Source organism: Methylobacterium sp. 10 (assembly GCF_000519085.1).
In the GTDB taxonomy this organism is placed as follows: Bacteria; Pseudomonadota; Alphaproteobacteria; order Rhizobiales; family Beijerinckiaceae; genus Methylobacterium.
Genome location: NZ_KI912577.1, coordinates 2,504,389 through 2,516,497 on the forward strand (window position 1 = coordinate 2,504,389; position 12,109 = coordinate 2,516,497).

The window sequence follows — 12,109 nt, forward strand, 5'->3', positions numbered from 1 at the left end:
ATTGCGTCTGCGGCATCGCCTCACGGTTGGCGGTCCGTCAAGGCAAACTACCTGAGACAGACCTCCAACACCGGACCAGACCATGTTTCTCGATTGGCTCGAGCGCCGCATCGATCCGTTCGCGTCCTTCGAAGACGGGCGGATGCCGCCGAAGTCGGTGACCGGCTTTGCCGCCTTCTACCTGAAGCCGATGCGGGTCGCCCTCGTGCTGCTCTTCCTCGTGGCCATTGCGGCCGGAACGGTGGAAGCATCGCTCTACCTGCTCATGGGCTGGTTCATCGATCTGTTAAACACCGCCGACCGCGCGACGGTGCTGCAGGAGCACGGTTTCAAGATCGGTCTCGCGGCGATCCTGCTTCTGGTGGTGCGCCCCTTTACGGTCTGGCTGCACGAGGTGATGTCGAATCAGCTTCTCGTGCCGCAGGCGACCAATCAGGTCCGTTGGCGCACGCATCTCTACACCCTCGGTCACTCGCTCTCGTATTTCCAGGCGGATTTCGCCGGCAGGCTCGCGAACCGCGTCGTGCAGGTCGGCCCGGCCGTGCGCGAACTGGCCGTCGTCTTCATCGACACGCTGCTCTACGTGGCGATCTACGCCGTCACGGCGGTGGGCCTGTTCGGCTCCATCTCCCTTTGGATGGCCTTGCCCGTGGTGGTCTGGGTCGCCGCCTATTCGGCGCTGACCTGGTGGTTCGTCCCCCGCGCCCGCGCCCGCTCACTTGTCACGGCCGATACGCGCTCCCTCCTCATCGGACGGATCGTCGACAGCTACACCAACATCCTCACCGTGAAGCTCTTCGCCCGCGACCGGGAGGAGCGTGCCGCCGTCCGCGACGCCATCGACGTGCATACGGTCGCCCATCTCCATCAGTTCCGGCTCGTCACCACCACCACGACGCTGCTCGGCCTCCTCAACAGCGCGCTCATCGTCGCCACCGCCACGGCCTGCTTCGTCCTGTGGCGGCGGGGCGGCATGACCACCGGCGAGGCGGCGGCGGGTCTCGCCCTCGTCCTGCGCCTGATGGCGATGTCCGGCTGGGTCATGCAGACGGTGCGCGGCATCTTCGAGAATGTCGGCGTGATTCAGGAGAGCATGCAGACGATCTCGCGACCGCACGGGATCGTGGATCGCACCGACGCCCGGACCCTCACCGTTAGCGGCGGCGACATCCGTTTCGACCGGGTCGGCTTCCGCTACGGCGACGGCACGCCCGCCGTGATCGACGATTTCAACCTGCATATCCGCCCGGGCGAGAAGGTCGGCCTCGTCGGTGTCAGCGGCGCCGGCAAGACCACGTTGACGGCGCTCCTGCTACGCCTCCACGACATCCAGAGCGGGCGGATCCTCATCGACGGCCAGGACATCGCCGGGGTCACGCAGGAATCCCTGCGCGGGGCCATCGCCATGGTGACCCAGGACACCTCCCTCCTGCATCGCTCGATTCGGGACAACATCGCCTACGGCCGGCCGGACGCATCGCTGGAGGAGATCCGGCGGGCGGCGCAACTGGCCGAAGCCGATGCGTTCATCGCCGGCCTCGTCGACCACAAGGGCCGCACCGGCTACGACGCCCAGGTGGGCGAGCGTGGCGTGAAGCTCTCCGGCGGCCAGCGCCAGCGCGTCGCCATCGCCCGCGTCATCCTGAAGAACGCACCGATCCTGATCCTCGACGAGGCGACGTCGGCCCTGGACAGCCAGGTCGAGGCTGCAATCCAGGACAGTCTCGACACGCTCATGCAGGGCAAGACCGTGCTCGCCATCGCCCATCGGCTCTCCACCATCGCCGCCCTCGACAGGCTGATCGTGATCGATGCCGGCCGCATCGTGGAGGAGGGGACCCATGCGGACCTGATCCGCAGCGGCGGCCTCTATGCGCGCCTCTGGGAGCGTCAGTCGGGCGGCTTCCTCGGCGACGTCTCGCCGACCGTCTACGAGGACGCGGCGGAATGATCGCCCTCGACGTTTCGGCTGGGGCAGCTGAGCGGCGGCGGCCCTCGCGCGGTCCGTGGCTCACCGAGTTGCGGGCCACGCTGGTGCTCGCCGCCCCGCTGATCCTCACCAACCTCGCGCAGCACGGCCTCGTCACGGCCGACGTGGTGCTCCTCGGCCGCCTCGGCGCGGAGCCGCTTGCGGCGGGCGCCCTGGCGACGAGCCTCTACTTCATCCTGTTCATCTGCGGAATCGGCCTTGCCTCGGCGGTCTCCCCCCTGATCGCGGGCGCGGTCGGCCGTGGTGATTCCGCCGATCACGATGTGCGCCGCATCGTGGGGGCCGGGTTGTGGGCCGTCACCATCGCGATCCTCCCGGTGATGCTCGCGCTCTGGCACACCGAGCCCCTGCTTCTGGCCATGGGGCAGCAACCGAAGCTCGCCGAGGATGCCGGCCTCTACATGCGCGCCCTGCAATGGTCGATGTGGCCGGCCCTCGCCTTCATGGCCCTGCGCGCCAGCCTCTCCGCCCTGGAGCGGCCCGGCTGGCCCCTCGCCATCAGCCTCGCGGCGCTGCCGGTGAATGTGGGCTTGGCGATCTGGCTCGCCTTCGAAGGGCCGGGGCTGCTCGGCCTCGGCATGGTCGGTGTCGGCCTCGCCACGACGCTCGCCGCGTTTCTGTCCCTGGCCGCCCTCGTCGGCGTGATGTTGCTGGCGCCGTCCCTTCGCCGGCGACGGCTCTTCCTCGGTGTCTGGCGCCCCAATGCCGCGCGCCTCGCGACCATGTTCCGCCTCGGCCTGCCCATGGCGGCGACGGGTCTGGCCGAGGCGAGCCTGTTCGAGGCCGCCGTCCTCGGCATGGGCCTGTTCGGCACGGCGCCGCTTGCAGCCCATGCGGTGACGATCCAGATCGCCGCCATCTGCTTCATGGTTCCCAACGGGATTGGCCAGGCGGCCACGGTTAGGGTCGGGCGTGCCTTCGGGGCAGGAGACCGCATGGCCATGCGCCGAGCCGGCACCATCGCGATCCTCCTTGGCTTCGGCTTCATGAGCGCATGCGCGCTCGCGCAGGTGACCCTGCCGCGACCTCTGATCGGGCTGTTCCTCGATCTCGAAGCCCCCGGCAACGCCGAGGTGATTCCCTATGCGGTGACCTTCATCGGTTTTGCCGCACTCTTTGCCATGGCGGACGGCATCCAGTCGGTGGCGCTCGGCGCCCTGCGTGGGATGCAGGACACGCGCATTCCCATGGCCATCGCCCTGTTCGGCTACTGGATCGTCGGCATTCCGGCCGGCATCCTCGCCGCCTGGGGGCTAGGATACGGCGGCTCGGGGATCTGGATGGGGTTCTGCGCCGGTCTGGCGGTGGTCGCCGTGATGCTGGTGCGGCGCTGGCTGTCCCTCAGTGGCAGCGTCATTTCGCGCTCGTGACGAATACTGTTTCCCGTCACGGGCCTACTCTGGACAGGTTCGCATCTGGCGTGCCACAGAAACCTGCCTCAGAAGGCTCGTCTCGGGTGACGCCCGGTCGCATTGCACCGCCCGGTACAATCGTGTCTGCGTCTGCGCTACGTGCTTCTTTCGAGCGCCTCTAATTGTCGGCGAACGGAAGCGGCGCGTCCTCGATTTGCGGGCGGCCCGAGCCGGCGCCATCCTGACCGGAGTGTCCATCTTGGCGAACACCCCTCCTGAGCCAGGCCCCGAAGGCTCTCGACGCGACTTCCTGTTCCTGGCGACCGGTGCGGGCCTCGCCGTGGGCGCCGGTGCCCTGGCCTGGCCCTTCGTGGCGTCCATGGCGCCCGACGCGGAAGTAATCGCGGCCGGTGCCCCCCTCGAAGTGGATCTCACGCCGATCCAGGAGGGCCAGATCGTCAACGTGTTCTGGCGCGGCAAGCTGATCTTCGTACGGAACCGTTCCGAGAAGGAGATCAAGGAATCCGAGGCCGTGAAGCTCAGCGAGCTCATGGACCCCCAGCCCGATTCCGCCCGCGTCAAGGAAGGCCACGCCAAATGGCTCGTGGTCTACGGCAACTGCACCCATCTCGGCTGCGTCCCGATCGGGCATCAGGGCCAGTACGAAGGCTGGTCCTGCCCCTGCCACGGCTCGCTCTACGACACGTCCGGCCGCGTGCGCCGTGGACCGGCTCCGACCAACCTGCCGGTTCCCCCCTACGCGTTCCTGAACGACACCAAGATCCGGATCGGCGAAGACGGCGGCAAGGCCGTCGCCTGATCTCGGGACCATCGCCCATGGGCGATGAGGGAGGGGGTCCGGTGCGCGAGGGCACGCGACGGATCCGAGCGAAACAGACTTCGAAGCGGGTAACCACATGAGCGGTCACGCCACCTACGTCCCCAAGAGTCGGATCGCCAAGTGGTTCGAATCGCGGCTGCCCATCGTCGGGCTGGTCCATTCGTCGTTCATCGCCTTCCCGGTCCCACGGAACCTCAACTATTTCTGGACCTTCGGCGCCATCCTGATGGCCATGCTGATGTCGCAGATCGTCACCGGCATCTGGCTGGCGATGCATTACGACCCCTCCGCCGGCAACGCCTTCAACTCCGTCGAGCACATCATGCGCGACGTGAATTACGGCTGGCTGCTGCGCTACATGCACGCCAACGGCGCCTCGATGTTCTTCGTGGCCGTCTACGTGCACATCTTCCGCGCGCTCTATTACGGGTCGTACAAGGCCCCGCGCGAGGTGCTCTACATCCTGGGCGTCATCATCTACCTCCTGATGATGGCCACCGCCTTCCTCGGCTACACCCTGCCGTGGGGCCAGATGAGCTTCTGGGGCGCCACCGTCATCACCAACATCCTGGCCGCGATCCCGATCGTCGGCGACACGATCCAGAGCTTGCTCTGGGGCGGTTACTCCGTCGGCAACCCGACGATCAACCGCTTCTTCTCGCTGCACTATCTGTTGCCCTTCATGATCCTCGGCGTCGTGGTCCTCCACGTCTGGGCGCTGCACGTCACCGGTCAGAACAACCCTACCGGCATCCCGATCAAGAGCGGCAAGGACGCGGTGCCGTTCACGCCCTACGCGACGATCAAGGACGTGTTCGCCGTCGTCGTGTTCTTCGTCTTCTTCGCCTACTGGATATTCTACCAGCCGAACTACCTGGGCCACGCGGACAATTACGTCCCCGCCAATGCCTCGGTGACCCCCGCCCACATCGTGCCGGAATGGTACTTCCTGCCGTTCTACGCGATCCTGCGCGCGGTGCCGGACAAGCTCGGCGGCGTCATCCTGATGTTCAGCGCCGTGATCATCCTGGCTTTCGCGCCGTGGCTCGATACGTCGCGGGTCCGCTCGGCGAACTACCGCCCGATCTACCGCCAGTTCTTCTGGCTGTTCGTGGCCGTGTGCGTGATCCTCGGATGGCTCGGCGCCAAGCCGCCGGAAGGGGGTTACGTCCTCGCCTCGCGGATCTGCACTGCCTACTACTTCGCGCATTTCCTCATCGTGATGCCGCTTGTCGGCTTGTTCGAAACGCCGAAGGCCATGCCGGGATCGATCCTGGAGAGCGTGACCGGACCGCATCCGCAATATGGCGGGTCGGGCATGCCAGCCGGTGCGGCCGCCGCGCCATCGTCGAAGGGTTGAGGTGCGGATCGTGAACAGCATGAACACCTCGCGCATCCTCGCCGCCACGCTCGTCGCGATCCTGTTCGGTTCGGCTTCGGCCGGCGCCGAGGACAGTCACGCCACTCCGAACCCGCCCCGCGAGAAATGGAGCTTCGCCGGCGTCTTCGGCAAGTTCGACGAGGCTCAACTCCAGCGCGGCTTCCAGGTCTATCGGGAGGTCTGCTCCAACTGCCACAGCATGAGCCTCGTGAAGTTCCGCAACCTCGCCGAGAAGGGCGGGCCGGGCTTCACGGCGGGTCAGGTCAAGGCTCTTTCGGCCGAGTACAAGATCAAGGACGGCCCCAACGATGCCGGCGACATGTTCGAGCGGCCCGGCCGCCCGGCGGACGCCTTCCCCTCGCCCTTCCCGAACGAGAAAGCCGCCGCCGCCGCCAATGGCGGCAAAGCCCCGCCCGACTTCTCGGTCCTGGCGAAAGCCCGCACTTACGAGCGCGGCTTCCCGTATTTCATCTTCGATGCGATGCCCTTCATCGGCTATTCGGAACAGGGCGTGGACTACATCCATGCGCTCCTGAACGGCTACGAGGAACCTCCGAAGGGATTGGATGTCCCGGCGGGCACGAACTACAACAAATACTATCCCGGCCACCTCATCGCGATGGCCAAGCCGCTCAGCGACGGCCAGGTGACCTACGCCAAGGGCGCCGACGGCAACCCCGTCGTTCCCGAGACGGCGGAGCAATACTCGCACGACGTGGCGGCGTTCATGTCCTGGGCGGCCGAGCCGCACATGGAGGCCCGCAAGGCCCTGGGCTTCCGCGTGATCCTGTTCCTGCTCATCCTGTCGGGGCTCCTCTACTACGTGAAGAAGAAGGTCTGGGCGGATGTGGGCGGCGAGGCTCACGGCCTGCAGCCGGAGCTTCACAAGACGAGCTGAGCCCCTTAAAGGCGGATCACGACGAACGGGCTCGCTGTCGCGGGCCCGTTTTCGTTTCCATCATGACGGCGCGCCCGACGCGCCATCGAGACGACGACAGGAGATTCGGCATGACCGCAGCAGTGCTCGGCGTGATGGGCGGATCCGGTGTCTACGATCTGCCAGGCCTCGAAGACGTCCGCGAGGAGGCGATCACCTCTCCCTGGGGAGACCCCTCCGATTCGCTGCGGATTGGCCGGATCGGAAAGACCAAGGTCGTGTTCCTGGCGCGCCACGGACGTGGCCACCGCCTGTCTCCCTCCGGCATCAACTACCGCGCCAATATCGACGTAATGAAGCGCGCCGGCGTCACCGACCTCGTCTCGATCTCGGCCTGCGGTTCGTTCAGGAGCGAGCTTCATCCCGGCCTGTTCGTCCTCGTCGACCAGTTCGTCGACCGCACCCATGGCCGGGACTCCTCGTTCTTCGGCAATGGCTGCGTCGCGCACGTGCCCTTCGCCCATCCCGTGGGGCCCGCCCTCCAGGCGCGCATCGCTGCGGCCGCGGCAGAGGAGAACCTGCCGATCCATCGGGGCGGAACTTATGTCTGCATGGAAGGACCGCAATTCTCGTCCTTTGCCGAATCGCGCACCTACAAGGGCCTCGGCTACGACGTGATCGGCATGACCAACATGCCCGAGGCCAAGCTTGCCCGTGAGGCGGAGATCACCTTCGCCACCATCGCCATGGTGACGGATTTCGATTGCTGGCACCCGGGCCATGCCGATGTGGACGTGGCCTCCGTCGTCGCCGTAGCCCGCGCGAATGCGGACAAGGCGGCCCGCCTCGTCTCGCGGATCGCCCGCGATTTCCCGGCGGAGCGTGAGGATTGTCCCGCCGGCTCGCATCGCGCCCTCGACGGCGCGATCATGACGGCTCCGTCCCACCGCGATCCCGAATTGCTGGCCAAGCTCGACGCAGTGGCGGGGCGCGTGCTCGAGGCCTGACCGGCGAGGCATTCGATGGCGAGGCCTTTCCAGAGGAAGGTATTTGCCTCTAGAGCGTTGATCCCGATATCCCATCCGGATCGATGGTCCGGTGTCGCCGTTCGGCATCGCGCCGGGACGCGCCATCGGTCGTTCGTACCGGTGCTCCATAAGACGGCTCCTCACGTGACGGTCAAACCATGAGCGACCCTTCGACGATGCGTTCCGCGAGCATCAGCCGCCGAACGGCGGAGACCGACGTCACCGTGTCCATCGGCCTCGATGGGACCGGCAGGGCGACGATTTCGACGGGCGTCGGCTTCTTCGACCATATGCTGGAGCTCTTCGCCCGGCACGGGCTGTTCGACGTGGAGGCCAAGGTCACCGGCGACCTCCATGTGGACCACCACCACACCGTCGAGGATACCGGAATCGCCCTCGGTCAGGCCTTTGCCCAGGCACTGGGCGACAAGCGGGGCATCGCCCGCTACGCGGACATCCACCTGCCCATGGACGAAGCGCTGACGCGGGTCTCCATCGACATTTCCGGGCGGCCGTTCCTCGTCTTCCGCACCGCGTTCAAGGCGGAGAAGATCGGGCAGTTCGACACCGAGCTGGTGCGCGAGTGGTTCCAGGCCTTCGCCATGAATGCCGGGATCACCCTGCACGTGGAGACCTTGTACGGCGACAACGCCCACCATATCGCCGAGAGCTGCTTCAAGGGCTTGGCCCGCGCCTTGCGGAAGGCGGTTGCAATCGATCCGCGTGAGCACGGGCGCATCCCCTCGACGAAGGGTTCTCTATAGGGCTTTCACGGGCGGGAAGAGGCGGACACACGCATGCGCACCTACACGTTCCATCTGCCGTCGGATGCCGTCGCGGGCGAATCCCACGGTCTCGAGACTGCCATCCTGGTCCCCGACGGCTTCTCGCTCCGGGCGTTCGTCTTCGGTCCGCTCTGGTTCTTCTTTCACCGGCTCTGGCTGGCGGGGCTCGGCGTGCTGGCTCTGTTGGTGGCTGCCGGTTTCGCCGGCCGATTTCTGGGCCTCGGCACCGTTTCGGGCTTCCTCATCACGGTCCTGCTCCTCCTCCTCGTGGGGATGGAGGCGTCCAGCCTGCGCCGCTGGACCTATGCGAGGCGTGGCCGCCCCGCCCGTGACGCGGTCGTCGCCGATTCTGCGGAGGACGCCGAAATCAAGGCCGTGAACCGTTGGCTGGCCGCGCCCGCGGTGATCCGGCCGGGTCCGAGCACCTATTCGACAGCCACGGTGCGTCCGAGCGAGACCGCCATCGGCATGTTTCCCTTCGCCGAGCCCCGTCGTTCGTGATGTCCGAAACCGTTGCGATCATCGATTATGGGTCGGGCAACCTGCACTCGGCGGCCAAGGCGTTCGAGCGGGCGGGGCGGGAAGCCGGCTTGACCACGACCCGCATCGTCGTCACCAGCGACCCCGGAGTGGTGGCCTCCGCCGACCGCGTGGTGCTCCCCGGTGTCGGTGCCTATGCCGATTGCCGCAAGGGCCTCGATTCCGTCGACGGCATGGTCGAGGCGATGACGCATGCGGCGCATGACCGGGGCCGCCCGTTCCTCGGCATCTGCGTCGGCATGCAACTCCTCGCAAGTCGGGGCCTCGAATACGAGATCACGCCGGGGCTCGGCTGGATCGCCGGCGACGTCCGCCCGATCCGCCCGTCCGACCCCGATCTGAAGATCCCGCATATGGGGTGGAACACCCTGCGGCCCGAGCGCCCGCACGCGCTTCTCGACGGCATCCCCACAGGGGAAGATGGGCTACACGCCTATTTCGTGCACAGCTACGCCCTCGATCCGGTGGACCGGACGGATGTGGTCGCCGAGAGCGAGTATGGCGGCCCGGTCACCGCCCTCGTGGCACGGGGCAACGTCGCCGGGACCCAGTTCCACCCCGAGAAGAGCCAGCATCTCGGGCTGGCACTGCTCGCGAACTTCCTGCGTTGGCGCCCGTAACCAGCCCATCGGCTCATCGACATTCAGAAAGCGACATCCACCGTGATCCTGTTTCCGGCGATCGATCTCAAGGAAGGGCGTTGCGTTCGCCTCGTCCAGGGGGACATGGCGCAAGCCATCGTCTTCAGTGACGATCCGGCCGCTCAGGCGAGCGTGTTCGAGGAGCAGGGCTTCTCCTGGCTTCACGTGGTCGATCTCGACGGCGCCTTCGCCGGCGCACCCATGAACGCCTCCGCCGTCGATGCCATCCTCGACCGCACCAACCTTCCCGTCCAGCTGGGCGGCGGGATCCGCGAGATGCGCACCGTGGAGGCCTGGATCGAGAAGGGCGTGAGCCGGGTCATCATCGGCACGGCCGCCGTGCGCGATCCGGCCTTCGTGCGCGAGGCGGCCCGCCTGTATCCAGGCAAGATCGCCGTCGGTGTCGATGCCAAGGACGGCCGCGTGGCGGTGGAAGGCTGGGCGAAGACCTCCAGCACGACGGCCGAGGAATTGGGGCGCCGGTTCGAGGATGCGGGCGTTGCCGCAATCATCTACACCGACATCGCCCGCGACGGCATCCTCAAGGGGCTCAACATCGAGATGACCCTCGCCCTCGCGCAGGCCGTGACGATCCCGGTCATCGCCTCGGGCGGGTTGGCCTCCATCGAGGACGTCCATCGCCTGCTGGAGCCGGATTGCGCGATGCTGGCCGGCGCGATCACCGGGCGGGCGCTCTATGACGGCCGCATCGACCCGCGCGAGGCCCTTGCCGCCATCGCCCGAAAGACCGCCGCCTAGGCTTTCGTCGTTCCACCGTCGCGATCGACATAAAAAATGCCGCGCGTCCCATGGGGCGCGCGGCTTTTTCGTTTCCCGCGAATGGTGGCGCTAGAGGCCGCTCTTGTCAGAGGCCGTTCTTGGCGCCGGGCACGATGCTCGTGCCCGAGCCGCTGCCGAACGGCTCGTACTTCGTGAGGCCGCGGAACAGCTGGCCGAGGAAGGCGCGATCCGCGCCGCTGGTCGGCGTGGTGCGCTCGATGAAGTCGAACACCTTGCCGTCCTGCAGGCCGTAGAGGGCAATGCGCTCCACCTTGAAGCCCGCATTGAAATAGACGGTGGTGACCTTCTGATCCTCCACACGCTCACCGAGGAACAGCACCGTCCGGCGCGAGTTCTGGGTGATGTAGTACCAGGTCTTGTTGCCGACGGTGGAAACCGTGGACGGAGAGCCAAGGATCTGGAGCACTTGCTCCGCGCTCATGCCGGGCTTCACCGTGGCGAGGGCGGCCTGATCGATCTGGTATCCGTGGCGGAGGTCTTCACCGATGCAGCCGGAGATCCCCACACCGACGAGGCCGATGACGGCGAGACGGCTGATCGACGAGACGAAACGGCGCGACATCAGCCACCCTTGATCCGTTGAGACAACACGACGCGTAAACGTCATCGCCCGGCGCCGATCCCCACCCGGACGATCCGGTGGAGCTTGCGCCCTGGCTGTCGGTTGCCGTACCGCGAGGTTATGGTTTTGACAAGGCAAGCTCGGCCACACCCCTCTCGCCTCCGGTGGACGGCATGATCGCGCGATTCTTCAAGCGCAACTCCGCGCGTGCCAGCGTCGTCGAGGCGTTGCACCTGCGGATCAACGAGGCCTCGCGGGTGCCGACCCTCTATACCGCTCTCGGCGTGCCGGACACCGTGGAGGGCCGCTTCGAGTGCCTGACGCTCCACGTCATCCTGGTCCTGCGACGGATGAACCAGCTGCCGCCGCCGGCGGCGGACATCGCCCAGGATCTGATCAACGCGGTCTTCCTTCAACTCGATTCCTCATTGCGCGAACTCGGCGTCGGGGATTTCGGCGTGCCCAAGCGAATGAAGAAGCTGGGAGCGGCCTTCTACGGTCGCGCGGCGGGCTATGACGGCGCCCTGGATGCGCGCGACGAGGACGGCCTCAAGGCTGCCCTGGCGCGCAACGTCATTGGCACCGAAACGCCGGAGGCGGGGGCCGGCCTCGCCCGCTACGTGCTGAGAAGTGTCGATCTCCTCGATGGACGCGACCTCGACCAGCTCGTATCGCACGGACCAGGCTTCCCATCCCCGCTGAACCTCAACCATTCGGGAGACATCTGACATGACGGCAAAGTCGACGGCCGGGCCCTTGTCGCGGCCATTCCGGGTCGACCGCCTGCCCAGGGACAGGGCCGGTATCGTCATCAAGGCGACATCGGAGGAAGAGGCGGCCCTGGCCGCGGAATTCCGCATCCCAGCCGTCCGCGACCTCGTGGGCCGACTGCAATGGAGCGGGACGTCCGCGCACCTCGTCATCACCGGCACGGTCTCGGCCGTCGTCACCCAGGTCTGCACGGTCAGCCTCGAGCCGTTCGAAGCGGAGGTCTCCGAGCCCGTCGAGATCGTGTTCAGCGATCGCGAGCCGGAGAAGGATGCGGGCGACGAGGAGGCCGATATCCCGGATCCGGTCGTCAACGGCACGATCGACCTCGGACAGGTCACCGCCGAGTTCCTGGCACTCGGCATCGATCCCTATCCGCGCAAGCCCGGCATCGCCTTCGAGCCGGTGGTCGAGGAGCGGGAATCGCCTCTGGCGATCCTCAAGACGTTGAAGAGCGACGACGCTTGAAGCTTGGCCCTGGCCGCGGATCATCGGGGTGACGGAGTCGGGATCGAACCACGGATTCCGGAAAATCTGAGATTT

Annotated in this window: 13 protein-coding genes; 12 read left to right on the top strand and 1 reads right to left on the bottom strand. The window is 66.7% G+C overall.

Going from position 1 to position 12,109, the window contains the following annotated elements; translation table 11 throughout:
• Nucleotides 1–82 precede the first annotated feature (82 nt).
• From K368_RS0111550 to hisA, 10 genes are all read left to right on the top strand, one after another.
• Nucleotides 83–1,951: an ABC transporter ATP-binding protein gene (locus tag K368_RS0111550; protein WP_027172551.1), complete on the top strand. Its 1,869-nt coding sequence runs from the start codon at nt 83–85 to the stop codon at nt 1,949–1,951.
• Nucleotides 1,948–3,360, top strand: coding sequence for an MATE family efflux transporter (locus K368_RS0111555; RefSeq protein ID WP_027172552.1), 1,413 nt, complete (start codon nt 1,948–1,950; stop codon nt 3,358–3,360). Before K368_RS0111550 ends, K368_RS0111555 begins: the two co-directional genes overlap by 4 nt.
• A gap of 241 nt (nt 3,361–3,601) precedes the next feature.
• Nucleotides 3,602–4,162 (top strand): ubiquinol-cytochrome c reductase iron-sulfur subunit, encoded by a 561-nt coding sequence (gene petA / locus K368_RS0111560; RefSeq protein WP_027172553.1) that lies wholly within the window; start codon nt 3,602–3,604, stop codon nt 4,160–4,162.
• A gap of 97 nt (nt 4,163–4,259) precedes the next feature.
• Nucleotides 4,260–5,543: a cytochrome b N-terminal domain-containing protein gene (locus tag K368_RS0111565; protein WP_018042314.1), complete on the top strand. Its 1,284-nt coding sequence runs from the start codon at nt 4,260–4,262 to the stop codon at nt 5,541–5,543.
• Between the two features lie 19 nt (nt 5,544–5,562).
• The gene (locus K368_RS0111570; protein ID WP_027172554.1) at nt 5,563–6,462 is read left to right on the top strand and encodes a cytochrome c1; all 900 of its coding nucleotides are present in this window, start codon (nt 5,563–5,565) and stop codon (nt 6,460–6,462) included.
• A 110-nt stretch (nt 6,463–6,572) separates the two neighbouring features.
• Nucleotides 6,573–7,448, top strand: a complete 876-nt coding sequence (locus tag K368_RS0111575; RefSeq protein WP_027172555.1) for an S-methyl-5'-thioadenosine phosphorylase — start codon at nt 6,573–6,575, stop codon at nt 7,446–7,448.
• A gap of 197 nt (nt 7,449–7,645) precedes the next feature.
• Nucleotides 7,646–8,233, top strand: coding sequence for an imidazoleglycerol-phosphate dehydratase HisB (gene hisB, locus K368_RS0111580; protein ID WP_027172556.1), 588 nt, complete (start codon nt 7,646–7,648; stop codon nt 8,231–8,233).
• Between the two features lie 33 nt (nt 8,234–8,266).
• A complete protein-coding gene (locus K368_RS0111585; protein WP_027172557.1) occupies nt 8,267–8,755 on the top strand; it encodes a DUF2628 domain-containing protein in 489 nt (162 codons plus the stop codon).
• On the top strand, nt 8,755–9,414 hold the full coding sequence (gene hisH, locus K368_RS0111590) for an imidazole glycerol phosphate synthase subunit HisH (protein ID WP_036266222.1): 660 nt from the start codon (nt 8,755–8,757) through the stop codon (nt 9,412–9,414). The genes K368_RS0111585 and hisH overlap by 1 nt, the downstream gene beginning before the upstream one ends.
• A 42-nt stretch (nt 9,415–9,456) precedes the next feature.
• Nucleotides 9,457–10,194: a 1-(5-phosphoribosyl)-5-[(5-phosphoribosylamino)methylideneamino]imidazole-4-carboxamide isomerase gene (hisA, locus tag K368_RS0111595; protein WP_027172559.1), complete on the top strand. Its 738-nt coding sequence runs from the start codon at nt 9,457–9,459 to the stop codon at nt 10,192–10,194.
• 106 nt (nt 10,195–10,300) lie between these two features.
• On the opposite strand, the gene K368_RS0111600 is transcribed toward hisA, so the two are convergent.
• Complete coding sequence (locus K368_RS0111600; RefSeq protein WP_027172560.1) at nt 10,301–10,798, bottom strand: outer membrane protein assembly factor BamE; 498 nt, start codon at nt 10,796–10,798, stop codon at nt 10,301–10,303.
• A gap of 173 nt (nt 10,799–10,971) precedes the next feature.
• Between K368_RS0111600 and K368_RS0111605 the strand changes: the two genes are divergently transcribed.
• A complete protein-coding gene (locus K368_RS0111605; RefSeq protein WP_027172561.1) occupies nt 10,972–11,526 on the top strand; it encodes a ubiquinol-cytochrome C chaperone family protein in 555 nt (184 codons plus the stop codon).
• 1 nt (nt 11,527) lies between these two features.
• Nucleotides 11,528–12,034 (top strand): DUF177 domain-containing protein, encoded by a 507-nt coding sequence (locus tag K368_RS0111610; RefSeq protein WP_027172562.1) that lies wholly within the window; start codon nt 11,528–11,530, stop codon nt 12,032–12,034.
• Nucleotides 12,035–12,109 lie beyond the last annotated feature (75 nt).

Coding starts and splice junctions, on each gene's coding strand:
- K368_RS0111550 (WP_027172551.1), top strand. CDS start 83: ATGTTTCTCGATTGGCTCGAGCGCCGCATCGATCCGTTCGCGTCCTTC.
- K368_RS0111555 (WP_027172552.1), top strand. CDS start 1,948: ATGATCGCCCTCGACGTTTCGGCTGGGGCAGCTGAGCGGCGGCGGCCC.
- K368_RS0111565 (WP_018042314.1), top strand. CDS start 4,260: ATGAGCGGTCACGCCACCTACGTCCCCAAGAGTCGGATCGCCAAGTGG.
- K368_RS0111570 (WP_027172554.1), top strand. CDS start 5,563: ATGAACACCTCGCGCATCCTCGCCGCCACGCTCGTCGCGATCCTGTTC.
- K368_RS0111575 (WP_027172555.1), top strand. CDS start 6,573: ATGACCGCAGCAGTGCTCGGCGTGATGGGCGGATCCGGTGTCTACGAT.
- hisB (WP_027172556.1), top strand. CDS start 7,646: ATGCGTTCCGCGAGCATCAGCCGCCGAACGGCGGAGACCGACGTCACC.
- K368_RS0111585 (WP_027172557.1), top strand. CDS start 8,267: ATGCGCACCTACACGTTCCATCTGCCGTCGGATGCCGTCGCGGGCGAA.
- hisH (WP_036266222.1), top strand. CDS start 8,755: ATGTCCGAAACCGTTGCGATCATCGATTATGGGTCGGGCAACCTGCAC.
- K368_RS0111600 (WP_027172560.1), bottom strand. CDS start 10,798: ATGTCGCGCCGTTTCGTCTCGTCGATCAGCCGTCTCGCCGTCATCGGC.
- K368_RS0111605 (WP_027172561.1), top strand. CDS start 10,972: ATGATCGCGCGATTCTTCAAGCGCAACTCCGCGCGTGCCAGCGTCGTC.
- K368_RS0111610 (WP_027172562.1), top strand. CDS start 11,528: ATGACGGCAAAGTCGACGGCCGGGCCCTTGTCGCGGCCATTCCGGGTC.